This window comes from Ochrobactrum sp. S1502_03, from assembly GCF_044435015.1.
Taxonomy (GTDB): domain Bacteria; phylum Pseudomonadota; class Alphaproteobacteria; order Rhizobiales; family Rhizobiaceae; genus Brucella; species Brucella chromiisoli.
This window is the reverse complement of the sequence record NZ_JAYEXN010000013.1, coordinates 25,212-50,672: the sequence shown is the minus strand read 5'-3', so window position 1 is coordinate 50,672 and position 25,461 is coordinate 25,212. Positions and strand designations below refer to the sequence as shown.

The following is a 25,461-nucleotide window of genomic DNA, read 5'->3' as shown; positions in this document are numbered from 1 at the left end:
TATGAAATATCGTCTGCCATTGCTCGCGTCGGCTTGTGTCGTCGCTCTGTCTCTCAGCTTTGGTGCTGCAAAGGCCGAAGTTTCCCCACTCGATCTCGTTCAGCCAATCGCTGACTATAAGATTTACGTTCAGGATAATCTTGATGTGCTCGTGAAGGACACAAAGGCTTTCACCGACGCAATCAAGGCTGGCGATCTGGCTAAGGCGAAAGAGCTTTATCCATCCTCGCGCGTTTCCTATGAAAAGATCGAACCGATTGCAGAGCTTTTTGCCGATCTTGATGCGTCAATTGACAGCCGCGCTGATGATCATGAAGATGCGGAAAAGTCGGACGATTTTACCGGTTTCCATCGTCTGGAATATGGCTTGTTCGCGCAAAACTCAACCGAAGGCTTGGCGCCAATCGCGGATAAGCTCTACGCAGATGTTGTTGAGCTTCAGAAGCGCATCAAGGACATGACCTTCCCTCCTGAAAAGGTTGTCGGTGGCGCCGCAGCCTTGATGGAAGAAGTCGCTGCAACCAAGATTTCAGGTGAAGAAGACCGTTATAGCCATACGGACATCTGGGATTTCCAGGCCAATGTTGATGGTTCCCAGAAAATCGTTGAACTGTTCCGTCCGTTGATCGAAAAAGAAAATCCTGAGCTTTTGAAAAAGTCGGATGCAAACTTCAAAACTGTCAACGACATTCTTGCGAAATACAAGAAGGGCGATGGCTACGAATTATACGACAAGCTGACTGAGGAAGATCGCAAAGTTATGGCTGGCGCCATTACCACGCTTGCAGAAGACCTTTCGACCTTGCGCGGGACGCTTGGCCTGAACTAAGGCTTTCGTGCTGCACGGAAAATGGCGGGCATTGCCCGCCATTTTTATTTATATGTCATGCGGACAAGCGCAGCTTGATTTCCGCATTGAGTAGAATGCGGCTTTCGGCCGGAATGCTCAACTGGCTTTCCGTGGTTTCCCCGAGTGTGCGAAACAAAAGCTCCATCGCCAGTCGTCCGATTTCGTTATAGTCCTGCGCAACTGTGGTTAGTGGCGGACAAGTGTATTCAGACAGCGGATTGTTGTCGTGGCCGGCAACACGAATATTACAGTCATTCAACCTGCCGACCTTTATGCCGGCTTGCCAGAGGGCAGAGATAACTCCAAAGGCAATACGGTCATTTGCACAGAGGATCGTGCTGGTTGGAAACTTGCCTTTTTCCCGCAGAAAACGTGACGCTTGTTCAAAGGCATATTGCTCGAAATCCCAGCTGCGGCTTTGTTCCAGCTCGATCGTCCTTGGTGTAAATCCAAGTTTTTCCATCGCCGTGCAATAGGCTTCCTGTCGTTTGATGGCATTGTTGTTGACGAGCGGCATAGAAAAATAACATGGCTCGCTTCCTGAACGGCACAGATAGTCGACAATCAGATGAAATGATTTCGAATTGTCCGTGCCAACGAAAGGTGAGGTGCTATCGAGCGGAGAGTCTACATAAACAATCGGCACATCCTCGGAGAGACGTGTGAGGGTGGAATGATGCGATTGCTCGCCGAGAGGGGCAATGATGGCTCCAGCTACATTGAGGGATCGCAACGTCTCAATGGCTTCTTTTTCCAACTCAGGTTTGCCGTCCGAAGATAGCACGATTGCCAGATATCCGTGCCGCTCCGCAAGTGTTTGTAGCCTTCGGGTCATTGCCATGTAGAAGTGATCAAGCTGGTTAGGAATGATAATTCCTAAAATTGTCGTGCGTCGTCTATTAAGGTTCACTGCGAAAAGATTTGGCCTGAACCCGGATACCTTTATCGCAGTTTCAATCCGTATACGGGTTTGCGGGCGCACTGAATCCGGGTCGTTAAAATACTTGGAAACTGTCGGACGGGACAGTCCTACGAACTCGGAGAAGTCTTCCATGGTGCGGATATTTTTGCGCACGTTCATTGTCCTGTCCGCCATTCTCTGTTCCACATTTGTTGAGTTTACTGGAACATTACGTTTGCTTGCTTAGGGATGATGCGTTCTTTTTAAGCGGTGTTCTGAACGCGCCTAACACCCAATTATCCGCATAAAGAATATAGTAATCAATATTTTAGTGCGTATGGTCTTATATCGCTCTTCCTGCCAGCAAGATGAAATCAAAGTGTCAAAGGTCAATCGAAACGTCAAGCGGACAATTGACTTTACGCCGATTGATGCAGTGAACTGAGAGATGTGCTAGACTTTATTTTAGAGGAGATCACTATTGAGTGTGATAAAAAAATCCATAGCAATAATTTTCAAAAGCCGGAGTCCGTTTGACTTAAAATGCAAATGAAAACCATGCTTGACAAAGAATGGATCGACGAGCGATAAATTTTACACATGTAAGAAATTTGCTATGCTTTCGTAAAGGAGGAGACGAGATGCGAAACAAATTTTATATAGCGGGGCTTATTGCCTCGGTGGCAGGTGGCGTGATTATGGCGAGTACGGCGAGTGCCGAAGAGTTGACCATAGCGACAGTCAACAATGCTGACATGATAATAATGCAGAAGCTTTCGTCGGAGTGGGAAAAGGAAACCGGCAACAAGCTTAACTGGGTGGTTTTAGAAGAAAATGTTTTGCGCCAGCGCGTCACCACTGACATTGCAACCAAGAGCGGTCAATTCGACATTATGACGATCTGATCAAGCCTGTGCGAGCAGGTCTCACGGTCGATGACAAGCTTTATGCGGTCCCATTTTATGCGGAAAGCTCGTTCACCCTTTATCGTAAAGATCTGTTTGATGCTGCCGGCCTTACCATGCCGGGCGAGCCGACTTACGAGCAAATCAAAGAATTCGCCACCAAGCTGACTGACAAGTCGAAAGAGCAATATGGTCTTTGCCTGCGCGGTAAGCCGGGCTGGGGCGAAAATATGGCCTATCTCGGTACGCTCGTGAATACCTATGGTGGTCGTTGGTTTGATGAGCAGTGGAAACCACAGATCAATTCCGATGAATGGAAGAAGGCGATCAACTTCTACGTCGATCTGATGAAGGAAGCGGGACCTCCCGGAATTACCTCGAACGGCTTTAATGAAAATCAGGCTTTGTTCTCGACTGGTCATTGCGCTATGTGGATTGATGCTACCTCAGCAGCCGGTCGTATCTATGACAAAACGCAGAGCCAAGTTGCGGATAAGGTCGCTTTCACAAAGGCACCTGTCGAAGTAACGCCGAATGGTTCTGCGTGGGCCTGGTCGTGGAACCTCGCAATTCCTGCTTCGACAAGCAAAGCGGAAGCCGCAAAGTCATTCTTGAAATGGGCAACGTCGAAAGACTATGTTGATCTGGTTGGCGAGAAAGAGGGTTGGGTTGCCGTTCCTCCGGGCACGCGCCAGTCGACTTACGCCAATGAGAACTATAAAAAGGCAGCACCTTTTGCTGAAACAGTTCTCAAGGCGATCGAGTCTGCTGATCCGACCAAGCCAACCAAGGACCCGGTTCCTTATACTGGAATCCAGTTCGTAGCGATCCCTGAATTCCAGGCGATCGGCACGATTGTCGGCCAGGCGATTTCGTCAGCTGTTGCCGGCCAGCAGAGCGTGGATGCAGCTCTTGATGGCGCGCAGCGTCAGGCAGAGCAGATCATGACACAGGCCGGTTACATCAAATAAACTGGTACATGCCAAAGACCTGCTGCCCAATTATTAAAACAGGGCAGCAGGCAGAATTTTTCGCAAGCGTCTTATTGGAGTGAGAGCCGTGCGGAAAGGGAGGGTCGTTTATGCCATCTAGCAACGTTGCCGTTGTTGGCACCAAGTCTCGTTTTGCATCCAGATCACGCCGTAGCATTCGTACGGGGCCTTTGCTTGCACCAGCTGTTATCGTGCTGCTACTCTGGATGATCGTGCCATTGGCGATGACGCTATGGTTTTCGTTTCAATATTACAATCTGATTAATCCATTCGTGACCGGCTTTGCTGGGGTCTCGAATTATTCGTTTCTTCTTTCCGACCCCGGTTTATGGTCTGCAATTGCCAAAACACTGATCCTACTTGGATCTGTGCTGGCAATATCCATCATATTTGGTGTCCTGTTTGCCGTTATTTTCGATCAGGATTTCTTCGGCAAGAACATCGCGCGCCTTCTGGTTATAGCGCCGTTTTTCGTCATGCCGACCGTGTCTGCATTGATTTGGAAAAACTTGCTGATGCATCCGGTTAACGGCTTTTTTGCTTTCATCTCGCGTAGCTGCGGCTTGCCCGTTATCGACTGGTTCTCACAGTTTCCAATGACGTCAGTCATTATGATTGTTTCCTGGCAATGGGTACCCTTTGCCACGCTGATTTTGATGACAGCCATGCAGTCGCTGGATCGCGAGCAGATGGAAGCCGCACGCCTTGATGGCGCAAAGGGGTTGGCGATGTTTTATTACATCATCCTGCCGCATCTTCTGCGTCCGATCTCGGTTGTCATCATGATTGAGACGATTTTCCTTCTGTCGATTTTCGCAGAAATTCTTGTCACCACCTCGGGCGGCCCGGGCATTGCCACCACAACGCTCACCTACTTCATCTATCTTAAAGCGCTTCTGCAATGGGACATTGGCGGTGCATCGGCGGCAGGTGTTATCGCTATCGTCCTTGCCAATATCGTCGCATTTTTCCTCATTCGCACCGTAGCGCGCAACCTGGATAATTAGGAGACGGAGATGGCGACGAAACGTAAACTCAACAAAGCCACGGTCTCCGCCGGTGTTATTGGCTGGGCTGTCGCGCTCTTGATGTTCTTTCCGATATTTTGGATGTTGCTGGCAGCCTTCAAAACGGAAATTGATGCGGTAGCACCACCAAAGTTGTTCTTTTCGCCTACCCTTGAAAATTTTGAAGCGGTCAATCAACGTGCGAACTATTTCCGTTATGCGATGAATAGCGTGATTGAAAGCCTGGGAGCGACCCTTCTTTCACTTATCATTGCCGTACCAGCGGCCTACGCGGCGGCGTTCTTTCCTGGAAAGCGTACCAAGGATCTTCTTCTTTGGATGCTTTCAACCAAGATGCTTCCAGCCGTAGGCGTGCTTGTTCCGATTTATCTTCTCGCACGCGATAGTGGGCTTTTGGATACACGCACAGGCCTGATTATCATCTTCACACTTTCCAATCTGCCGATTGTCGTCTGGATGCTCTATTCCTTCTTCAAAGAAGTGCCTCATGAAATTCTTGAGGCGAGCCGAATGGATGGTGCGAAGGTCGGACAGCAAATTCGTTATCTGTTGCTGCCGCTCAGCCTACCCGGCATCGCATCAACAGCACTTCTTTCAATCATTCTTTGCTGGAACGAAGCATTTTGGAGCCTCAATCTGACGGCTTCACAAGCAGCGCCGCTGACTGCTTTCATCGCATCTTTCTCATCGCCTGAAGGTCTTTTCTGGGCAAAACTCTCGGCGGCTTCCACGCTCGCTATCGCGCCAATTCTTGTCTTTGGTTGGATGACGCAGCGCCAGCTGGTGCGCGGTCTTACTTTCGGTGCCGTGAAATAAAGGGAACGCAATGGCTACGCTGTCTTTTCATAATGCAACCAAATCCTACGGCAATGTCGATGTCATCAAAGGCGTTGATTTGAATATCGAAGACCGTGAGTTTGTTGTTTTTGTTGGTCCGTCCGGTTCGGGAAAATCAACGCTTCTGCGTATGATTGCAGGACTGGAAGAGATCACTGGCGGGGATCTGACGATTGATGGCCAACAATGCAATGATGTGCCCCCCGACGAGCGCGGTCTGGCAATGGTTTTCCAGACATATGCTCTTTATCCGCATATGAACGTGCGAGACAATATGGGTTTCGCACTCAAGCTTGCAGGGGTAACCAAGACAGAACGTGACCGCAAAGTCGAAGAAATAGCCAATACACTCCAGCTTGATAAGCTTCTTGACCGCAAGCCGCGCCAACTTTCCGGTGGTCAGCGACAGCGTGTTGCCATTGGCCGCGCTATGGTGCGAGAGCCGAAGATCTTTCTCTTCGATGAACCTCTCTCTAATCTTGATGCAGCCCTGCGCGTGCAGATGCGCATCGAACTCGCGCGCCTGCATGACCGCCTGAAGGCAACCATGATTTATGTGACGCATGATCAGGTTGAGGCGATGACACTCGCTGATAAAATCGTCGTGCTGCGCGATGGTAGGATTGAGCAGGTTGGTTCACCGCTTGAGCTTTATCACCATCCCGTCAATCGCTTTGTAGCGGGCTTTATCGGCTCTCCAACCATGAATTTCGTCAATGTTAAGGTCAAGTCCGTATCTGATCATGGTGTTACTGTCGAGCTCAGCACCGGTAAAAGCATAACAGTTCCAGTTATGGCAGAAGGCGCCGATGTTGGCGAAGCGCTGGTTCTCGGAGTTCGCCCTGAACACCTTCACCCGATAAGCGATGGCATTCTCGATGGAGAAATCATGGTGGTGGAGCGTCTGGGTGGCGAAACTTATCTTTATGTCCAAAATTCAGCAGCAAAAGATTTGATCGTTGCCGAAGCAGGTGGCGGTAGTACTGCTCGTACGCATGAAGCCGCCAATCTTGGCTTTAATCCTGCCGATGCGCATCTCTTCAAATCTGATGGTCTGGCACTTGAACGCCGCGAACGTCACCCGCTTTTACTGTCTGAAAAGAAGACGCATCGTTGATTTTATTGAAATAGCTCCTCGGAGAACTCCTTATGAGACTAGAAAACAAGGTTGCCCTTATAACTGGTGCCGCGCGCGGTATTGGTCTTGGCTTTGCTGAAGCCTATGCGCGGGAAGGTGCAAAGGTCGTCATCGCCGACATCAATATCGAACGCGCAGACGAAGCGGCGCGTAGCCTCGGCAGCGCGGTAAAAGCGGTCAAACTGGATGTGACCAACCTTGCAGACATTGAAAAGGTCGTGTCCGAGATCGACAAGGAATATGGCGGTATTGATATTCTGGTAAACAATGCAGCAATTTTCGATATGGCACCGATCAACGCCATTACCGAAGAAAGCTATGACCGTGTTCTCGGGATCAATCTGAAAGGCCCCCTTTTCATGATGAAAGCGGTATCGAATGTCATGATCGCGCGTGGTCGCGGAGGCAAGATCATCAATATGGCCAGTCAGGCAGGACGCCGAGGCGAAGGGCTCGTTACGCTCTATTGCCTCTCAAAGGCGGCAATTATTTCTGCCACACAGTCCGCAGCACTGGCACTTGTCAAACACAATATTCAGGTCAACGCTATCGCGCCTGGCGTTGTGGATGGTGAGCATTGGGATGTGGTCGATGCAAATTTTGCAAAGTGGGAAGGTCTAAAGCCGGGCGAAAAGAAAGCTTCTGTAGCGAAGTCCGTACCAATTGGCCGCTTTGCAACCCCAGAGGACATTACGGGGATGGCGGTTTTCCTGGCGTCTTCCGAAAGTGATTACATCCTCGCCCAGACATTTGGTGTCGATGGCGGAAACTGGATGGCTTGAGCCATTTTTAGGTGCATACATGAAGGCCATTTATTTTACGGGGCATGGTGCCGCGGAGCTTGCCGAGCTCGATGACCCGCAACTCAAACCTGGCCATGCGTTGATTGACGTCAGGGCCTCTGGCTTATGTCACACGGATATCGACGTGCTGCATGGTCGCTACGGCACAAGTGCGTTTCCGCTTGTGCCGGGTCATGAATATGCCGGTGTCGTGTTAGCGGTCGCAGAAGACGTAAAGAATGTGAAGCCTGGCGACCGCGTGGCGGTTGACCCGAATATTCCCTGTGGCCACTGTCACGCCTGCCGCAAGGGACTAACCAACTTGTGCGCTGGCCTCAAAGCTTATGGTGTCACGCATAATGGTGGTTTTGCAGACAAAAGTCTCGTAGATGTGCGGCATCTTCATCCAATTGGCAATTTGCCTTTCGATGTGGCGGCACTTGCCGAGCCGCTGGCTTGCGTTCTGAATGGCCTTGGCGCGGCTAAGCTGAAAGCAGGTCCGCAAGGATCTGAAACGGCTTTGGTGTTCGGCGCAGGGCCGATCGGTCTGTTGCTTGCGCTGTCTCTTAAAGCGCAAGGTGTTGAGAAAGTCGCAGTTGCGGACATCAACGAGCATCGTCTGGCCTTTACCGAAAGCCTTGGTCTTGAGCCTATTATTTCCGGCTCAACAGAGCTTGACGCGCGTAAGAAGAGCTTTGATTTTGTGGCTGACGCTACGGGCATTGCGAAAGTCGCAGAAGGCATGGTCAGCTTTACGGCAGATGGTGGTACGGTGCTGATTTTCGGTGTTTGCGCACCCGATACGCGCATATCGGTGGCGCCATTCGAAATATTCCGCCGCCAGATCCGCATTGCCGGTTCGCATTCGCTTAATCGCAATATTCCGCAAGCGCTCGAAATTCTTCAAAAAGACAATTGCGAAATGGCACGTCTTGTTTCGCATCGCTTACCGATTGAGGAAATGCTGCCTTTCTTCACAAAGCAAGGTGGTGATCCTGCTACGATGAAAGTTCAGTTCGTTCCGGCTTGATTTCAGGAGGAAGTTTTCATGACCAAACTTACGCGCGTCGCTTTGCCAGGTTTCACCAAGGTTCAAAAACCGGGTTACGATCTTACAGCGTTAAAGCCCGGAATCGTGCATTTTGGCGTCGGTAATTTTCATCGCGCGCATCAGGCTGTTTATCTTGATGACTTGTTTGGTCTGGGGCTTGATCATGACTGGGCTTTGGTCGGTGCCGGCGTTCGTGTCAGCGATGATGCCATGCGCGACACGCTGAAAGCGCAAGACTGGCTAACGACCGTTGTTGAACAGGAAGCTGATTATTCCGGCGCGCGCATTACAGCGTCGATGATCGATTACGTGACCATATCGACTGACGAGGGCCGAGACGCGCTGATAGCCTATCTTACCTCACCGGATATTCGCATCGTTTCGATGACGATCACCGAAGGCGGCTATTATATCGATCCGGCAAGCCAGCATTTTGATCCAACACATCCGGATATTGTTTATGACAGCATTCACACGGACAAGCCGAATACGGTCTTCGGCCTCATCGTACAGGCGCTGAAGCTGCGCAAGGCAGCCGAAATTGAGCCGTTCACCGTCATGTCCTGTGATAATATTCCGGGCAATGGCCACGTTGCTGAAGATGCCGTCGTGGGGCTTGCCAAGCTCAGCGATCCAGACTTTGCTGACTGGATTGCAACCAATGTGGCTTTCCCCAATTCAATGGTTGATCGCATCACGCCTGCGACGAGCGCACGCGAACGCGATATCGTGCTAAAAGCATTTGACGTCGAGGATGGTTGGCCAGTCTTCTGCGAGGGCTTCAAGCAATGGGTGGTGGAAGACAAATTCCCTACTGGGCGCCCGCAGTTGCATAAAGTTGGCGTCACTTTTTCCGATCAGGTTGACGCTTATGAGCTGATGAAAATCCGTATTCTCAATGGCGGACATGCAGCGATTGCCTATCCGGGCGGGCTTCTCGACATCCATTTTGTTCATGAAGCGATGGAAAATCCACTGATCCGGCAATATCTGGAAAAGCTCACCAAGGAAGAAATCATTCCCGAAGTGCCCCCGGTTCCAAATACTGTTCTCGAAGACTACCGCCTGCTTATCGACAAGCGCTTTGCCAATCCGAAGATAGGCGACACAATCCGCCGCCTGTGTCTTGATGGCTCTAACCGTCAGCCGAAATTTATTTTACCGACAGTTTCAGACCGTCTGACCAAAGGTCATTCGGTTACCGGCCTTGCACTGGTGTCTGCTCTTTGGTGCCGCTACTGTTATGGAACAACGGATAGCGGTGCGATCATCGAACCCAATGATCCGTCATGGGATCGTCTGTTAAAGCAGGCTGCGCTTGCCAAGGATGAACCTAAACGCTTCCTTGAAATGACCGATATTTTCGGCGCGTTAGCAAGCGATCCGGCCTATATCAGCGCCTTCTCGGCAGCGCTCAAGCGTATCTGGCAGGATGGTGCAGCCAAAACACTCGAACGCTATCTGGCAAACCAAGCTTTCTAATTTTTATTACAATGCGCCCGGATAGACTCTAACCGGGCGATTGTCTTTGACCGACTCCATAACCACAAAAGTGGACGTGCTTGCCACATTCGGCAGGCTGGAAATCTTTTCGCCCAGCACCTCGCGGTAACGCCGGATGTTGGGCGTTCGCACTTTCAACAGATAGTCGAATGAACTTGCAATCATGTGGCATTCTTCAACTTCACGTATTTTGCGCACGGCAACATTGAAGGCGGTAAGTGCGCTCTCGCGTGTGTCCGATAGTTTGACCGTCGTGAAAGCAATATGATCAAGGCCAAGTTTTTCGGGATCAATGGCTGCGCGAAACCCGATAATATAGCCTTCATCGACCAGCCGTTTGACACGTGCCTGACATGGTGTCTTTGACAGGCCGACTTTTTTTGACAACTCGGTCATGGCAATGCGACCGTCGTCGCTCAAGACCTCAAGAATGCGTCGATCGAACTGATCCAGATCGTCTACAGAATCTATTTTTCGCATTCATTTTGCCTCTTTTCGTTATAATAATAAGACTGAATTTCCTTCATATGGATCAAATGAAGACAGAATGCAATTTGCGCCGATGATAGTGTGCGATCACATAAAAGCATAGTTAAACTGGGCGAGAGCCTGTTGTTGCGAGCATTGCACCATGACTGATAAACTATCCGCTCATACCACTCCTGTTTTCCAGAGCTTCGCGCCGCCAATCCGCGAGCAGACACCTTTGCGCAGGGCCATCACCGATGCCTATCGCCGGCCTGAGGCTGAATGCGTGTCTGCGCTGGTTCAGCAAGCAACGCTACCTGAAGAAACGACCAAGCAGATCAAAGCGACCGCGCGCAAGCTGATCGAAGCGCTGCGCGCCAAGCACAAGGGCACAGGCGTTGAAGGTCTGGTGCATGAATATTCACTGTCGAGCCAGGAAGGCGTGGCACTGATGTGCCTTGCCGAAGCGCTGCTGCGTATTCCGGATATGGCAACGCGTGACGCCCTGATCCGCGACAAGATTTCAAACGGCGATTGGAAGTCGCATGTTGGCGGTGGTCGTTCGCTGTTCGTCAATGCTGCGACATGGGGCCTTGTTGTCACCGGAAAGCTTACCAACACCGTCAATGATAGCGGTCTTTCGGCAGCTCTCACACGCCTGATCGCCCGTTGTGGCGAGCCAGTCATCCGTCGCGGCGTGGATATGGCCATGCGCATGATGGGCGAACAGTTTGTGACTGGTGAAACTATTGATGAAGCACTGAAGCGCGCAAAAACGCTGGAAGAACGCGGATTCCGTTATTCCTATGACATGCTCGGTGAAGCTGCCACGACTGCGGCCGACGCAGAACGTTATTACAAGGATTACGAGACTGCGATCCACGCGATCGGTCGCGCTTCCGCAGGTCGCGGCATTTATGATGGTCCCGGCATTTCGATCAAGCTTTCAGCACTGCACCCGCGTTATGCGCGCGCGCAGAGCGAACGCGTCATGGGCGAGTTACTCCCAAAGGTGAAGGCGCTCGCAGCCCTTTCCAAGAAGTACAATATCGGCCTCAACATCGATGCTGAAGAAGCAGACCGTCTTGAGCTTTCGCTCGATCTTCTACAGAGCCTGATTGAAGACCCTGATCTGGCTGATTGGGAAGGCATCGGCTTCGTGGTGCAGGCCTATGGCAAGCGCTGCCCGTTTGTGCTTGATTTCATTATCGATCTTGCTCGCCGCAACAATCGTCGCGTCATGGTTCGTCTCGTCAAGGGCGCGTACTGGGATGCCGAAATCAAGCGCGCGCAGGTTGATGGCCTGGAAGATTTCCCAGTTTACACCCGCAAGGTTCATACTGACGTTTCATACATTGCCTGCGCACGCAAATTGCTTGGCGCCCGTGATGTGATCTTCCCACAGTTTGCAACACATAATGCGCAGACGCTTGCCACGATCTATCATCTGGCAGGCCCGGATTTCCAAACCGGCTCTTATGAATTCCAGTGCCTGCATGGCATGGGCGAGCCGCTTTATGACGAAGTTGTCGGTGCATCGAAGCTGGGGCGTCCAGCTCGCATTTATGCGCCGGTTGGTACGCATGAAACGCTGCTGGCCTATCTGGTCCGTCGTCTGCTCGAAAATGGTGCGAACTCGTCTTTCGTTAATCGCATTGGCGACAAGAGTGTGTCGGTTGATGAACTGATTGCCGATCCTGCGGAAGTCGTTCGTTCGATGGCCGTGATCGGAGCGCATCATGACCAAATCAGCTTGCCACAAGACCTTTATGGCATTCGCAAAAACTCGGCAGGTTTCGACCTTTCCAATGAAGAGCAGCTGGCGGAACTGAGCGAAACGCTCAAAGCCAATGCTACGCGCGTCTGGACTGCGGAACCGCAGGTTGCTGGTGCAAAAATTAAGGGTGAAAGCCGCCCGGTTTTGAACCCCGGCGATCATGCGGATGTCGTGGGTACGGTTACGGAAATCGCCGCCGACGATGTTGCGCAAGCAATGAAAGCGGCTGAGAAGGCAGTTGCAAGCTGGTCCAAAGTTTCGCCCGCTGATCGTGCGGCCTGTCTTGATCGCGCGAGCGACATCATGCAGCGTGAAATGCCGGAACTGCTTGGTTTGATTATGCGTGAAGCTGGCAAGTCCATGCCAAACGCGATTGCAGAAGTACGCGAAGCCATCGACTTCCTGCGTTACTATGCCGAACAGACCCGCCGCACGCTAGGCGTTGCGCACAAGCCGCTTGGTCCAATTGTTTGTATCAGCCCGTGGAACTTCCCGCTGGCAATCTTCACCGGACAGATTGCGGCAGCCCTTGTTGCCGGCAATCCGGTTCTGGCAAAGCCTGCTGAAGAAACCCCGCTCATCGCAGCGCAGGGCGTTCGCATTCTGCACGAAGCTGGCATTCCAGTTGATGCTTTGCAACTTTTGCCGGGTGATGGTCGCATTGGTGCAGCCCTTGTTGCAGCACAGGAAACCTGTGGCGTGATGTTCACCGGCTCGACAGAAGTTGCTCGTCTCATTCAGGCGCAACTTGCCTTGCGCCTGCTGCCAAATGGCAAGCCGATCCCGCTGATTGCGGAAACAGGCGGCCAGAATGCCATGATCGTGGATTCGTCCGCTCTTGCCGAACAGGTTGTGTTCGACGTGATCGCTTCAGCTTTCGACAGCGCCGGTCAGCGTTGTTCGGCTCTGCGCGTTCTCTGCCTGCAGGAAGATGTTGCGGACCGCATTCTGACCATGCTCAAGGGTGCGCTCAAGGAATTATCGATTGGGCGCACCGACAAGCTGAAAGTGGATATTGGCGCTGTCATCACGGCGGAAGCCAAGGACATCATCGAAAAGCACGTTCAGACAATGCGCGATATGGGCCGCAAGGTGGAGCAGCTTCCGCTTGGGCCGGAAACGGACAAGGGCACCTTCGTTGCCCCGACCATCGTTGAAATCGACAGTCTGCGCGATCTGAAGCGTGAAGTGTTTGGCCCGGTTCTGCATGTGGTGCGCTACAAGCGTGATGACATGGATCGTTTGATCGATGACATCAACGCAACCGGCTATGGCCTGACATTTGGTCTGCATACACGTCTTGATGAAACTATCGCTCACGTTTCTGATCGCATCCGCGTTGGCAACGTCTATATCAACCGCAACGTTATCGGTGCGATTGTGGGCGTCCAGCCTTTCGGTGGCCGTGGTCTGTCCGGCACGGGCCCGAAGGCTGGCGGTCCTCTCTATCTCGGTCGCCTTGTTGAAACAGCGCCAATCCCGCCGCGCATGGCTTCGGTTCATACCGATGCCGCGCTCAACGATTTCGCAAAGTGGCTTGGCAATCGCGGCATGAACGAACTGGCGCAGGCCGCTCGTGAAACCGGCAGTGCTTCTGCACTCGGTTTGAATATCGAGCTTCCGGGCCCGGTTGGTGAACGCAACCTCTATGCGCTTCATGCGCGTGGCCGCATTCTTCTGGCTCCGCGGACCGAATCCGGCCTTTATCGTCAGCTGACCGCAGCACTGGCTACAGGCAATGAGGCTGTCATCGATGAGACTTCGGGCTTGCGCAATGTTCTGAAAGACTTGCCTGCAAGCGTCGCTGCGCGTGTTGTCTGGACCAAAGACTGGCAGTCGGATGCGCCTTTTGCAGGAGCACTTGTTGAAGGAGAGGGCGAACGCCTGATCGACATTAACAAGAAGCTGGCAGCATTGCCCGGACCATTGGTTTTGACACAGGCAGCAAACACTGTACAGCTTGCGCAAAATGCAGATTGCTACTGCCTGAGCTGGCTGCTTGAAGAGGTTTCGAGCTCCATCAACACAACAGCCGCAGGCGGCAATGCGAGCCTGATGGCGATTGGTTGACAGCATATTTTGATCACGCGCAAGAGGCGGCCTTCGGGCCGCCTTTTTGTTTAAAATAACAGTAGATGGCTTGTTAGAATGGAATTATTGGATTGTTTTTATAATTTTCAGAATAAAATTTACAAACGACATTGACACAGTGGTTTAAAAGGCAAAGACTGTGCACAGGCTTGCAAAAAGCTACAGCGTGGAGGCGCTGCATAACAAGTGGAGTTAGAGCGCAGATCTGATGCAATCATATCGAACGCGCTCTAAAGGGAGGAATATGATGCGTTCGGCACTTATGGTTGCGGCGTTTGCCGCTGGCGTTTCTTCATTTGCATTTCCGGCTCTTGCTTCGGGCAATCTTAACCTCATCTGTTCGGCAGATGTGGTTATCTGTGAGCTGATGAAGAACACATTTGAAAAAGACACCGGTATCAAGGTGAATATGGTTCGCCTGTCTTCCGGGGAAACCTATGCCAAGGTGCGTGCTGAGGCGCGCAATCCGAAGACCGATATCTGGTGGGCCGGCACCGGTGATCCGCATTTACAGGCTGCTTCTGAAGGTCTGACGCTTGAATATAAATCGCCAAAGCTCGACGAATTACAGGATTGGGCAAAGAAACAGGCGGAAAGCTCTGGTTTTCGTACCGTTGGCGTTTATGCCGGTGCGCTCGGCTGGGGCTATAATACCGAACTTCTGAGCAAGAAGGGCCTGAAAGAGCCACTTTGCTGGGCCGACCTGCTTGATCCGTCCTATAAGGGCGAAATCCAGATGGCCAATCCGAACTCTTCCGGCACGGCCTATACTGCGCTGGCCACGCTTGTTCAGTTGATGGGCGAGGATAAAGCTTTTGATTATATGGCAAAGCTCAATGCCAATGTTTCGCAATACACCAAGTCGGGTTCAGCGCCCGTAAAGTCGGCTGCGCGTGGTGAAAATGGGATCGGCATTGTGTTCATGCATGATGCGGTTGCGATGACTGCCGAAGGTTTCCCGATCAAATCCATCGCGCCGTGTGAAGGCACGGGCTATGAAATCGGCTCCATGTCGATCATAAAGGGTGCCAGAAATCTCGACAATGCCAAGAAATGGTATGACTGGGCGCTGAGCGCCGAAGTGCAGTCGAAGATGAAGGATGCAAAATCCTTCCAGCTTCCATCGAACAAGAACGCCGAAGTTCCAAAAGAGTCGCCGCGCTTCGAGGATATCAAGCTCATCGACTATGATTTCAAAACCTATGGTGAGCCAGCCAAGCGTAAGGAAATTCTGGACCGCTGGGACAAGGAAATTGGTGCAAAGGCCAATTAAGGCATAGCTGCACTCTCCGTTATAGCGCTCTCGCCATTATGCTGGCGGGAGGCGGATAATTGCATCCACTTTGCGGCAATGCCCGAAGCAGGAAAGCGGATAAATCATGAAACAGCATAATCGCAGGCTTGATGTGGTTCTGGCGCTGGCTTTGGTCGCGTTCCTCATTCTGCCATGGTATCGCGTCGAACAAGGCTTCTTTTCCTTTAGCTGGGTAGAAGGATTATTCAGCGAAGCTGATCTCGCTCCAGCTATTCTCCAGATTTTTGCATATAATCGGTTGTGGCTCGCTGTTCTTGCTGTGCTGATGCTGGTGTGTGCTTTTGCGCGTTTTGCAGTGCCTGCTGAAAGGCGCACAATGGTTTTGATCGTTGCCAGTCTGCTTGGTGTCGGTTTTCTGGCCATTCAGGGATTGGCAATCGGCTTTACTGGCTGGAACTGGGCCATAAGTGAAAACCTGTTGGGCCCGCTTGCTGAAGGACAACCAGCTTTTGGCGCGGGTGCCGTGCTGACTGGCCTATGCTTTCTTCTGATTTTTTCGTTCAGTCTTGCTGAACGTGGGGTGATGAAAGGCGACGCATTTGTTGTCTCCTCCATCACCTTGCTGGTCGCACTTGTCAGCGTCTTCGTGTTTTATCCGATTTTCAGCATGTTCAGCGCGTCCGTGCAGGATTTTGACGGATCATTCAATCCGGATGGCTTCATTGCCAATATTCAGGATTCTTCAATTTGGAGCCTTGCCTGTGTGATTGGTGAAGGCCGTTGTGGTGTTGCATGGCGCACGCTCTGGCTGGCATTGATGACCGCGTCCGGGGCAACTCTTCTGGGGCTGGCTTTCGCGCTTGTTGCAACGCGCACGGGCTTTCCGTTCAAGAAAGGGCTGCGTATTCTCACGGTACTGCCGATCATTACGCCACCCTTTGTTATTGGTCTGGCGTTGATCCTGCTTTTCGGTCGCGCTGGCGTGGTGACGGAACAGATTTCCAACCTGTTTGGTGTTGAGCCTGGCCGCTGGCTTTATGGTCTTACAGGGATATGGATCGCGCAGGTGCTATCCTTCACGCCGATCACTTTTCTGGTTCTGATTGGTGTGGTCGAAGGCGTGTCACCTTCCATGGAAGAGGCATCGCAAACCTTGCGTGCTGATCGCTGGCGCACCTTTAACAGAGTGTCGTTGCCATTGATGGCGCCGGGCCTTGCCAATGCGTTTCTGATTTCCTTCATCGAAAGCATGGCCGATTTCGGCAATCCGATGGTTCTGGGTGGCAGCCACGGCGTGCTTTCGACCGAGATATTCTTTGCCGTAGTGGGTGCGCAAAACGATCCATCGCGTGCTGCTGTTCTGGCGATTGTGCTGCTCTGCTTCACGCTGTCTGCCTTCCTCATTCAGCGTCTGTGGCTGTCCGGCAAAAACTTTGCAACCGTTACCGGCAAGGGCGATTCCGGCATGCATGCGGGCTTGCCACGTGGGTTGAAGATCGGCGTCTATGCCCTTGTTATTCCATGGATGGTCTTCACGGTCGTTGTGTACCTGATGATCCTGATTGGCGGATTCGTGCGCACGTGGGGTCTCGATAATTCGTTGACATTCGATCATTATCGTCGTGCTTTTTCGGTTGCATGGACGGATAGCGGATTTACATGGACGGGTGTTGCGTGGAACTCGTTCTGGACGACGATGGAAATATCGCTGATCTCGGCACCGCTTACCGCCGCAGTCGGTCTGCTCACTGCCTATCTGATCGTGCGACAACGCTTCTTTGGGCGCAACGTGTTTGAGTTTGCACTGATGCTGAGTTTTGCCATTCCGGGTACGGTCATTGGTGTCAGCTACATCATGGCCTTCAACCTGCCGCCGCTTGAAATGACCGGCACGGCGCTGATCCTGATTGCCTGCTTCGTGTTCCGCAATATGCCGGTTGGCGTGCGCGGTGGTATCGCGGCCATGAGCCAGCTCGACAAAAGCCTTGATGAAGCATCGCTCACGCTGCGTGCAGGCAGTTTCCGCACCATCCGTAAGGTGATCCTGCCGCTTCTACGTCCGGCGATTACTGCGGCTCTGGTCTATTCCTTCGTGCGTGCGATCACATCAATCAGTGCCGTGATCTTCCTTGTTTCGGCGGAATACAACATGGCGACCTCTTATATCGTCGGTCTCGTCGAAAATGGCGAATTCGGTGTGGCGATCGCTTATTCATCAGCCTTGATCGTCGTGATGGTTGTGGTCATCGCAACCTTCCAGCTTCTTGTCGGCGAGCGCCGGTTGCGGCGTGAAAACCGCGTTGCCACGCTTAAGCCGATCAAAACCGTTCAACAGGAGAAAGCCGTATGACCACGATCCGTCCCGGCTCCGTGACCTTTCAAAACATAACCAAGAAGTTCGGCAACTTTACCGCTTTGCCCGATCTGTCGCTGACGGTTGAACCCGGTACGCTTGTCACGCTGCTTGGCCCTTCGGGTTGCGGTAAAACCACGACCCTGCGCCTTCTGGCAGGGCTGGAGCATCCGACATCGGGCCGCATTCTGATCGGTGGCAAGGATGTAACCATGCTACCCGCCAATGAGCGGGATGTGTCCATGGTGTTTCAGTCCTATGCGCTGTTTCCACACATGAGTTCGCTCGATAACGTCGCTTACGGACTTGAATCTTCCGGATTAAAGAAGAAGGAGGCGCGTGAGCGGGCCGAGGAAGGGCTGAAGCTCGTTGGCCTTGCCGGTATGGGGCATCGCCTTCCGGCCGAGCTTTCAGGCGGGCAGCAACAGCGTGTGGCCGTGGCCCGCGCGCTGGTGCTGGAGCCGCAGGTGCTGCTGCTTGATGAGCCGCTTTCCAATCTTGATGCGCGTCTGCGCCGCCGCGTGAGAACTGAAATCAGGGAACTCCAGCAACGGCTTGGTTTTACAGCAGTTTATGTCACCCATGATCAGGACGAAGCTTTGGCTGTGTCCGATACAATTATTGTCATGAAAGACGGCGATATAGCGCAGCAAGGCAGTCCGCGGGATCTTTATGAGTCTCCCGCATCTGCCTTCATCGCAGACTTCATGGGCGAGGCCAACGTCGTGCCCTGTGAAGTCGTCAGCGCAGAAAATGGAGAAGCTGTCATTCGTATTGGGAAACTCAGTCATCGCCTTGCATCGTCACATGCAAGGCTGGGACCAGCACAGCTGGCGGTTCGCCCAAATGCGGTGAGCCTGCAAGCTCAGAGCGGCGGAGATTTCCCGGGACGCGTCGCGCATTCCGCCTATCTCGGTGATCATATCGAATATGAAATCGAGACCGAACACGGCAAGCTTTTCATCGTCGATCCGGCTGTGGAAGAAGCGCTTCCGCCACAAACGGAGGTGGCGATCCATTTCAAGCCGCGCGGCCTTGCCATCATCAATCAGTAGGCGCATGAACCATGCGCCTTTATTCCCTCGGACTGGAAACCAAGCATGACATCAGACATTTCAAAAGAGCTTGAAGCACGGTTTAAGCTTGCGCAGGACGTTGCGCGCGAGGCAGGTGCACTGGCACTTGATTACTTCAATCGTCGCGAGACGCTGGTGATTGAAACCAAGCGTGATCCGCAGGATGTGGTGTCCATCGCTGACCGCAATGTCGAGCAGTTGATCAATGAACGTGTATCGGCAGCTTTCAGCGACGATGGCTTTTTGGGCGAGGAGTATGGGCTGCATGTGGGCAGCTCAGGCTATACATGGGTGGTTGATCCCATTGATGGCACCAGCCCTTTTGTGAACGGAATGCCGAACTGGTGCGTTTCCATTGCCGTGCTGAAAGATGGCGAGCCGGTGATCGGTGTTATTCAGGCACCTTGCTTTGACGAGCTTTATGCATCCGCCAAGGGGCAGGGTGCAACGCTTAATGGCAAAAAGCTTGTGCTTGATGAAACGCGCACAATTCGCAACGCGGTGACGGGCATTGGCGCCAATAATTACGTAACGCCGCAGGTTGTTGCGAAAATTGTGGAAGATCTGCTTGAAGCAGGCGGTACATTCATTCGCAATGGTTCTGGTGCGCTGATGATTGCCTATGTGGCAGCAGGTCGCTTGGTGGGTTATTACGAGCCATATATGCACGCTTGGGATTGTATGGCGGGTTTTTGCCTCGTCCGCGAAGCAGGCGGCTATGCGCATCCATTCCCAACGGAAGGGGAGCAACTGACCAAGGGTAGCAAGGTTTTTGTTGCAGCACCGGGTGCTGTGAATGATCTTAAAAAGGTTGCACAGCTTTAAAAAAACAAGCCCCGGAAATCCGGGGCTTATCTTTATGTTGATGGGTTATCGCGCTTATAAATCCAGTCGTGATCAGGGTGGTTTTTAAATCGCCATTTGCGGATGGGACCGGCCATGACGTTGAGATAATACATCTCATAACCATAGGGCGCGCCGCATGGGTGATGCCCCTTTGGCACCAGAACAACATCGCCGTCAGAAACGGCCATGGTTTCATCGAGACTGCCATCTTCGGTGAAGACACGCTGAATACCATAACCCTGCGATGGGTTGAGGCGATGATAATAGGTTTCTTCCAGATAGGTCATATCCGGGAAGTTATCTTCATCATGCCGGTGCGGCGGGTAGGATGACCAGTTGCCCTGTGGTGTGAAGACTTCCGTTACCAGAAGGCTGTCGGCGACATCCCGGCCTTCCATGGCAATGTTGAAGATGTTGCGGGTATTCGCACCGTGTCCACGCGTATCAAATGTCAGGCCCTCCGGCCCGAGTTTTTGTGCCTTGCGGCCCGGTTTGCCGGGTGCGGTGCAAACAGCAAGCACGCAATCGGTTGTTGCTAACGCATCCCAGTCGCTTTCAGCGGGCACATAAAGACAATGCGGAGCGAGTTTTTCAAACACGCTCATCCGCTCGCCCATTTCGCCGAAATCTTCTCCAGATGCTTTGAGCCTTGCCTTGCCTTCGACCAGTACCAGAATGACTTCCCGGTCGCCGGTTTTCTCAGAAGCGCTTTCACCAGCTTTCAGGTGATAAAGGCCAAAACCGACATAGCCCCAATGGGCGTTTTCCGGCGTGATGTCGTGCACCTTACCATGCTTGCCATTGGGTTTGCGTAACAGATTGGCCATAGCTCAGTCTCCTTTGTCTAACCCTGCTTCGCGCGCAAATGCTTTGAGCGATTTCAGCCCTAGCGACTGATATTCAAATGGAGTGCGCACATCTGGGTCCTGCTCGGCTTCGATCACAAGCCAGCCCTGATAGCCATGCTGGGCTGCGACCGTAAGCACCGGTACAAAATCGACACCGCCTTCATCATCGCCCGGAACCGTAAATACGCCGCGGCGCACACCTTCCAGAAAAGACAGGCTCTGGTCGCGTACCTGTGCCGCTATCGCCGGGCGGACATTCTTGGCATGAATATGCCGGACACGTTGCATATGGTTCTTTGCAACGCGTTCAGGATCACCGCCGCCAAACAGGCAGTGGCCGGTATCGAGCAGCAATTTGGCATGTGGGCCGGTATGTTTCATCAGAAGGTCAATCTCGTCTTCGCTCTGAACAATCGTGCCCATATGATGGTGATAGACGAGTGCAATACCCTGTGCGCTCGCATATTCGGCCAGTGCTTCTACACCTGCACCAAACTCTGCCCAGCGTGCTTCTTCCAGCACCGGACGTTCTAAGAGCGACTTGCTCTCGTCGCCATGAATGGCATTCGACGTTTCGCAAACGATGATGACCTTGCAGCCCATGCCGTTCAGAAGATCAAGCGTCGGCTGCATGGCAGCCTTCTCATCCTCAACGGAATTGGTCAGAAGATTGAGTGAATGCCAGCCAGAAACGTAACGCAGATTGCGTGGTTCGAGTACTGCTTTAAGTTCCGCTGCAACCTGCGGAAATTTATGACCTTTTTCGATTCCGTCGAAGCCGATTTTTGAAGCCTCATCAAGGCATTGATCAAGGCTTATATGCGCGCCAAGGCTGCGATCATCATCGTTTGACCAGGCAATCGGGTTGGTGCCATAGAGGATCATCGGTCAGTTTCTTTCTTTGATCTGAGCTTCATAATTTTCACGCGCGGCGCGTACTTGTTCGCGGTCCGAGACTTCCGGCACAGCCACGTCCCACCACCAGCCGCCGGTTTCAGGCGTCGGGTAAGGATCGGTATCGATGACGATAACTGTGGTGCGCGGGCTGTTGCGCGCTTCCGCCAGCGCATCTTCCAGTTCACGGATAGAGCCGACTTTTTGACTCACGGCACCCATCGCAGCCGCATGGGCTGCGAAGTCGATGTTGAATGCATTCACATGGGTTGTGTGGTCGAGCAGATTGTTGAACTCGGCACCGCCGGTCGCCATTTGCAAACGGTTGATGCAGCCATAACCGCGATTATCGGTCAGCACGACTGTGATCTTGATGCCCATCATGACCGCGGTAGCCAGCTCCGAATTGGCCATCATATAGGAACCGTCGCCGACCATCACGATGATGTCGCGATCTGGTTCAGCCATCTTGATGCCAAGTCCGCCAGCAATCTCATAGCCCATGCAGGAGAAGCCATATTCCATGTGATAGGACATCGGGCGACCGGCTTTCCAGAGCTGGTGTAATTCACCCGGCATGGTGCCAGCCGCGCACATGACGACGGTATTTTCTTTTGACTGACGCTGCACTGCGCCGATCACCTGCATGTCTGTGGGAAGCTGGTTGGCATCACCGGGGGTCGCCGTGAAACGGTCCGCTGCTTCAAACCATTTATCTTTTAGACTGCGGTCGAGGGAGGGGCGTTTATAGCCCTTCAAAGAGTGCGACAGTGCCTCCAGCCCGATCTTCGCATCTGCTACAAGCGAGATCGAACCTTGTTTGTGACTGTCATAAGGTTGAACATTGAGCGAGAGCAGCTTTCGGCCCGGATGTTTGAACAATGCCCACGAGCCAGTGGTGAAATCCTGAAAGCGTGTTCCCACCCCAATGACCAGATCGGCGCTTGCTGCAACTGCGTTGGCACTGTCTGCACCAGTAACGCCGACCGGACCGAAATTGAGCAGATGATCCCAAGGCAAAGCCGATTTGCCGGCCTGTGTTTCGATAACCGGAATATTGTGGGTTTCTGCAAAGCTTATCAGTGCTTCATGGGCACCCGAATAATGCACGCCGCCGCCCGCAACGATAACCGGGGTCTTGGAAGCTTTGATTGCGGCAATTGCGGTTGCCAGTTCATTTTCATCGGCTGGCGGTCGCCGCCAATGCCAAACCTTTGGCGCGAAGAACTCTTCCGGCCAGTCATAGGCTTCGGCCTGCACATCCTGACAGAGAGACAGCGTGACAGGTCCGCAATCCGCAGGATCGGTCATTGTACGGAAAGCGCGCGGCAAGGCAGTCAGAAGCTGCTCGGGGCGGGTTATGCGATCAAAATAGCGGCTTACGGGGCGGAAACAGTCGTTGACGCTAACCGTTCCATCGTTGAAATCCTCGATCTGCTGCAAGACGGGATCGGGACCGCGATTGGCGAAGACATCGCCGGGAATGAACAAAACCGGCAGACGATTGACATGGGCGAGTGCCGCGGCTGTGACCATATTGGTTGCGCCGGGACCGATGGAGGAGGTGACAGCGCAAGCGCGTTTGCGACCCAGTTGTTTGGTATAGGCGATGGCCGCGTGCGCCATGGTCTGCTCATTTTGACCGCGCCACGTCACGAGCCTGTCGCGGATGCCATGCAGTGCCTCGCCAAGCGCCGCCACATTTCCATGGCCAAAAATCGCCCAGACACCAGCAATAAAAGGCTCGCCTTCGGGTGTCATCTGATTGGCAATATAGCGCACGAGAGCCTGTGCCGCTGTCAGTCGAACGGTGTTCATCTTTCCTCCCAGCGGAAATCCGCTTTCTCGCTATTTCAGATTCAGGCCTCCACCTGTTTCCGAGATGCGTTTATTTCTGTCGCAGCCTATCCCAAAGATCACAGAAACCGCGATAACGTTTTGCCATTTCGCCAACGGCATCCGTATCGCTTATCTTATCCGCAAGCCATTGCCGCGCGACATCTCCCAGAATGGTTCGACCAATGGCAAAGCCCTTCACCAGATCAAAATTGGCAGCAACTTTCAGGCTTGCTTCGAGTTCTTCCGCAGGCGCATCAAGCCCTAGAACGACAATGCCGCGCGTATAAGGATCATTGCGGGTTATGGCATCGCAGGTGTTTTGCCATGCCTGTTTGGTCGTAAGCGGTTCAAGTTTCCACCAGTCCGGATAGACGCCAATTTCATAAAAGCGTTCTATGACTTTGGCGGTGCTCATGTCATCGACAGGGGCAACCTTGGATGGAATGACTTCCAGCAGGAACTCCAAGCGATTACGCCGAGCGGCAGTGAAAAGCCGCTGCACGGTTTCTTCCTGCTGCATTTTCACAGTGTCACTGTCATCCGGGTGATAAAAGCAAAGCACTTTCACGACATGCTCAATAGGCCATTCAACAAGACCGCCGCAATCGGGACCGAGTTCGGGTTCTAGTTCCAGTGGTCGCGAGCCGGGCCATTCAGTTGGGCGTCCGATCCAAAGGCCAGTTCCAGCAGCACGATAAAGCGCGTCGCGCCCAAGCCTGCTGTCACAAAGGATGCCGTAGCCGTTTTGCCCGTCTGAAACCTCTAATGCAGCATTCAGGCACAATTCTTTGAATTGTCCGACTTTTTCATCGCTCGCACCGGCTTCCAGCGCCATCTCTTCAAGCTGAATACGATGATCAAAAGCGAAGACACGTATATGCGGCCAGTCGCCATTGCGGTTGGTTGACCAGTGCACCTGTTCGAGCGCCTGATCCTTGCGCAAGGCCTTGTCTCGAATGCCGCTTCGCAAGAAATATTGTAGCTCTTCCCAGCTAGGATAAGCCGGTGTGCAGCCATGACGCGATACGGCAAAGGCACCACAGGCATTGGCGAACTTCAGGCTGGTCGGCCAGTCTTCCCCCTTTAGCCAGCCGCGCAAAAGGCCAGACATGAAGCCATCACCCGCACCAAGCACGTTGAAAACTTCAATCGGAAAGCCTTCACCCGATTGTCCCTCGTCGAGATCGTCGGGAATGTTGCCTTCAAAAACCACAGCGCCCATCGGCCCGCGCTTACAAACCAGAGCGGCCTTGGTAACTTCGCGAACCGCTTTGAGCGCCTCAAGCGTATCGGTCGAACCGCCCGCGATATGGAACTCTTCCTCTGTGCCGACGATGAGATCAAACAGATGCAATGTCGATTGCAGCTTCTTGGTGACGGCAACGGATTCTATGAAGCGGTTCTCACCATCGCCATGGCCGGACAGCCCCCAGAGATTGGGACGGTAATCAATATCGAGCACCGTGCGGCTTTGATTTTCTCGCGCCAGCTTCAAAGCTTTGAGTACTGCTGCTTCCGTGCGCGGATGCGACAGATGCGTGCCGGTTGCCAGCACGCATCCGGCCTCGGCAATGAAGTCTGGATCAATATCATCCTCGCAAAGCGCCATGTCGGCACAGTTCTCGCGATAAAAGATCAATGGGAAATGTTCCTGATCGCGGATGCCGAGGATGACAAGTGCTGTCAGACGCTGCGGATCGGTAACAATGCCGCGTGTATCCACGCCTTCACGCGCAAGTTCGTTGAGCAGAAAGCGCCCCATATGCTCGTCACCCACGCGGGTTATGAGGGCAGATTTGAGACCCAGCCTTGCAGTGCCTGTTGCGATGTTGGTGGGGGAGCCGCCAACATATTTGTTGAAGGATGACATGTCTTCCAGAAGACCGCCAACCTGTGCGCCATAAAGATCTACCGAAGATCGGCCAATCGTAATCAAATCCAGCCGCTTCATGAAAGCCCTCCCTGGCGCATGTTTGTTTTATAGCTTGGAATGGCTGCTCGTGACTCAGAAGGTGCAGCAACCGTTC

The 25,461-nt window shown here is 52.8% G+C and carries 18 protein-coding genes and 1 pseudogene; 13 read left to right on the top strand and 6 right to left on the bottom strand.

The features are described 5' to 3' along the window. Position 1: 1 nt before the first annotated feature. Positions 2-829 (top strand): iron uptake system protein EfeO, encoded by an 828-nt coding sequence (gene efeO / locus VBH83_RS10785; RefSeq protein WP_265984326.1) that lies wholly within the window; start codon positions 2-4, stop codon positions 827-829. A gap of 55 nt (positions 830-884) precedes the next feature. Here the strand turns inward: efeO and VBH83_RS10780 are convergent, their stop codons facing one another. Then, on the bottom strand, positions 885-1,946 hold the full coding sequence (locus VBH83_RS10780) for a LacI family DNA-binding transcriptional regulator (protein WP_396997664.1): 1,062 nt from the start codon (positions 1,944-1,946) through the stop codon (positions 885-887). A gap of 446 nt (positions 1,947-2,392) precedes the next feature. On the opposite strand from VBH83_RS10780, the pseudogene VBH83_RS10775 reads away from it, so the two are divergent. From VBH83_RS10775 to VBH83_RS10745, 7 genes and pseudogenes are all read left to right on the top strand, one after another. Further along, a pseudogene (locus VBH83_RS10775) lies at positions 2,393-3,627 on the top strand (ABC transporter substrate-binding protein). Between the two features lie 110 nt (positions 3,628-3,737). Further along, positions 3,738-4,655: a carbohydrate ABC transporter permease gene (locus VBH83_RS10770; protein WP_396997662.1), complete on the top strand. Its 918-nt coding sequence runs from the start codon at positions 3,738-3,740 to the stop codon at positions 4,653-4,655. Between the two features lie 9 nt (positions 4,656-4,664). Then, positions 4,665-5,492: a carbohydrate ABC transporter permease gene (locus tag VBH83_RS10765; RefSeq protein ID WP_265984318.1), complete on the top strand. Its 828-nt coding sequence runs from the start codon at positions 4,665-4,667 to the stop codon at positions 5,490-5,492. A 10-nt stretch (positions 5,493-5,502) separates the two neighbouring features. Next, positions 5,503-6,630 carry an ABC transporter ATP-binding protein gene (locus VBH83_RS10760; RefSeq protein ID WP_396997660.1) on the top strand — a complete coding sequence of 376 codons (1,128 nt, stop codon included), beginning with the start codon at positions 5,503-5,505 and terminating at the stop codon, positions 6,628-6,630. 32 nt (positions 6,631-6,662) lie between these two features. After that, positions 6,663-7,433 carry an L-iditol 2-dehydrogenase gene (locus tag VBH83_RS10755; protein WP_265984316.1) on the top strand — a complete coding sequence of 257 codons (771 nt, stop codon included), beginning with the start codon at positions 6,663-6,665 and terminating at the stop codon, positions 7,431-7,433. Positions 7,434-7,452: 19 nt separating this feature from the next. Next, positions 7,453-8,463 (top strand): zinc-dependent alcohol dehydrogenase family protein, encoded by a 1,011-nt coding sequence (locus tag VBH83_RS10750; RefSeq protein ID WP_265984315.1) that lies wholly within the window; start codon positions 7,453-7,455, stop codon positions 8,461-8,463. Positions 8,464-8,481: 18 nt separating this feature from the next. Then, complete coding sequence (locus VBH83_RS10745; protein ID WP_265984314.1) at positions 8,482-9,966, top strand: mannitol dehydrogenase family protein; 1,485 nt, start codon at positions 8,482-8,484, stop codon at positions 9,964-9,966. Positions 9,967-9,972: 6 nt separating this feature from the next. On the opposite strand, the gene VBH83_RS10740 is transcribed toward VBH83_RS10745, so the two are convergent. After that, a complete protein-coding gene (locus tag VBH83_RS10740; RefSeq protein WP_265984313.1) occupies positions 9,973-10,467 on the bottom strand; it encodes an Lrp/AsnC family transcriptional regulator in 495 nt (164 codons plus the stop codon). Positions 10,468-10,618: 151 nt separating this feature from the next. Here VBH83_RS10740 and putA point away from each other — a divergent pair, with 151 nt between their 5' ends. The 5 genes from putA to VBH83_RS10715 all read left to right on the top strand — a co-directional run bounded on the left by putA (position 10,619) and on the right by VBH83_RS10715 (position 19,832). After that, a complete protein-coding gene (putA, locus tag VBH83_RS10735) occupies positions 10,619-14,302 on the top strand; it encodes a trifunctional transcriptional regulator/proline dehydrogenase/L-glutamate gamma-semialdehyde dehydrogenase (protein ID WP_265984312.1) in 3,684 nt (1,227 codons plus the stop codon). Between the two features lie 268 nt (positions 14,303-14,570). Next, positions 14,571-15,596 carry an ABC transporter substrate-binding protein gene (locus VBH83_RS10730; RefSeq protein WP_265984311.1) on the top strand — a complete coding sequence of 342 codons (1,026 nt, stop codon included), beginning with the start codon at positions 14,571-14,573 and terminating at the stop codon, positions 15,594-15,596. Between the two features lie 106 nt (positions 15,597-15,702). Next, complete coding sequence (locus VBH83_RS10725) at positions 15,703-17,928, top strand: ABC transporter permease (protein WP_396997656.1); 2,226 nt, start codon at positions 15,703-15,705, stop codon at positions 17,926-17,928. Further along, complete coding sequence (locus VBH83_RS10720; protein WP_265984309.1) at positions 17,925-18,986, top strand: ABC transporter ATP-binding protein; 1,062 nt, start codon at positions 17,925-17,927, stop codon at positions 18,984-18,986. Before VBH83_RS10725 ends, VBH83_RS10720 begins: the two co-directional genes overlap by 4 nt. Before the next feature lie 45 nt (positions 18,987-19,031). Next, on the top strand, positions 19,032-19,832 hold the full coding sequence (locus VBH83_RS10715) for an inositol monophosphatase family protein (RefSeq protein WP_265984308.1): 801 nt from the start codon (positions 19,032-19,034) through the stop codon (positions 19,830-19,832). Between the two features lie 32 nt (positions 19,833-19,864). Here the strand turns inward: VBH83_RS10715 and iolB are convergent, their stop codons facing one another. The 4 genes from iolB to iolC form a co-directional block, all read right to left on the bottom strand. Beyond that, a complete protein-coding gene (gene iolB / locus VBH83_RS10710; RefSeq protein WP_265984307.1) occupies positions 19,865-20,680 on the bottom strand; it encodes a 5-deoxy-glucuronate isomerase in 816 nt (271 codons plus the stop codon). A 3-nt stretch (positions 20,681-20,683) separates the two neighbouring features. Continuing rightward, a complete protein-coding gene (iolE, locus tag VBH83_RS10705) occupies positions 20,684-21,586 on the bottom strand; it encodes a myo-inosose-2 dehydratase (RefSeq protein WP_265984306.1) in 903 nt (300 codons plus the stop codon). 3 nt (positions 21,587-21,589) lie between these two features. Continuing rightward, the gene (gene iolD, locus VBH83_RS10700; protein WP_265984305.1) at positions 21,590-23,413 is read right to left on the bottom strand and encodes a 3D-(3,5/4)-trihydroxycyclohexane-1,2-dione acylhydrolase (decyclizing); all 1,824 of its coding nucleotides are present in this window, start codon (positions 23,411-23,413) and stop codon (positions 21,590-21,592) included. A 70-nt stretch (positions 23,414-23,483) separates the two neighbouring features. Next, positions 23,484-25,385, bottom strand: coding sequence for a 5-dehydro-2-deoxygluconokinase (gene iolC / locus VBH83_RS10695; RefSeq protein ID WP_265984304.1), 1,902 nt, complete (start codon positions 25,383-25,385; stop codon positions 23,484-23,486). Positions 25,386-25,461 lie beyond the last annotated feature (76 nt).

What these genes read in the sequence shown, in the direction of transcription:
- VBH83_RS10755 (WP_265984316.1), top strand. Translation starts at nt 6,663, where the DNA reads ATGAGACTAGAAAACAAGGTTGCCCTTATAACTGGTGCCGCGCGCGGT.
- efeO (WP_265984326.1), top strand. Translation starts at nt 2, where the DNA reads ATGAAATATCGTCTGCCATTGCTCGCGTCGGCTTGTGTCGTCGCTCTG.
- VBH83_RS10745 (WP_265984314.1), top strand. Translation starts at nt 8,482, where the DNA reads ATGACCAAACTTACGCGCGTCGCTTTGCCAGGTTTCACCAAGGTTCAA.
- VBH83_RS10770 (WP_396997662.1), top strand. Translation starts at nt 3,738, where the DNA reads ATGCCATCTAGCAACGTTGCCGTTGTTGGCACCAAGTCTCGTTTTGCA.
- iolB (WP_265984307.1), bottom strand. Translation starts at nt 20,680, where the DNA reads ATGGCCAATCTGTTACGCAAACCCAATGGCAAGCATGGTAAGGTGCAC.
- VBH83_RS10730 (WP_265984311.1), top strand. Translation starts at nt 14,571, where the DNA reads ATGCGTTCGGCACTTATGGTTGCGGCGTTTGCCGCTGGCGTTTCTTCA.
- VBH83_RS10780 (WP_396997664.1), bottom strand. Translation starts at nt 1,946, where the DNA reads ATGGCGGACAGGACAATGAACGTGCGCAAAAATATCCGCACCATGGAA.
- putA (WP_265984312.1), top strand. Translation starts at nt 10,619, where the DNA reads ATGACTGATAAACTATCCGCTCATACCACTCCTGTTTTCCAGAGCTTC.
- VBH83_RS10765 (WP_265984318.1), top strand. Translation starts at nt 4,665, where the DNA reads ATGGCGACGAAACGTAAACTCAACAAAGCCACGGTCTCCGCCGGTGTT.
- VBH83_RS10720 (WP_265984309.1), top strand. Translation starts at nt 17,925, where the DNA reads ATGACCACGATCCGTCCCGGCTCCGTGACCTTTCAAAACATAACCAAG.
- VBH83_RS10760 (WP_396997660.1), top strand. Translation starts at nt 5,503, where the DNA reads ATGGCTACGCTGTCTTTTCATAATGCAACCAAATCCTACGGCAATGTC.
- iolD (WP_265984305.1), bottom strand. Translation starts at nt 23,413, where the DNA reads ATGAACACCGTTCGACTGACAGCGGCACAGGCTCTCGTGCGCTATATT.
- VBH83_RS10725 (WP_396997656.1), top strand. Translation starts at nt 15,703, where the DNA reads ATGAAACAGCATAATCGCAGGCTTGATGTGGTTCTGGCGCTGGCTTTG.
- VBH83_RS10715 (WP_265984308.1), top strand. Translation starts at nt 19,032, where the DNA reads ATGACATCAGACATTTCAAAAGAGCTTGAAGCACGGTTTAAGCTTGCG.
- iolE (WP_265984306.1), bottom strand. Translation starts at nt 21,586, where the DNA reads ATGATCCTCTATGGCACCAACCCGATTGCCTGGTCAAACGATGATGAT.
- VBH83_RS10750 (WP_265984315.1), top strand. Translation starts at nt 7,453, where the DNA reads ATGAAGGCCATTTATTTTACGGGGCATGGTGCCGCGGAGCTTGCCGAG.
- VBH83_RS10740 (WP_265984313.1), bottom strand. Translation starts at nt 10,467, where the DNA reads ATGCGAAAAATAGATTCTGTAGACGATCTGGATCAGTTCGATCGACGC.
- iolC (WP_265984304.1), bottom strand. Translation starts at nt 25,385, where the DNA reads ATGAAGCGGCTGGATTTGATTACGATTGGCCGATCTTCGGTAGATCTT.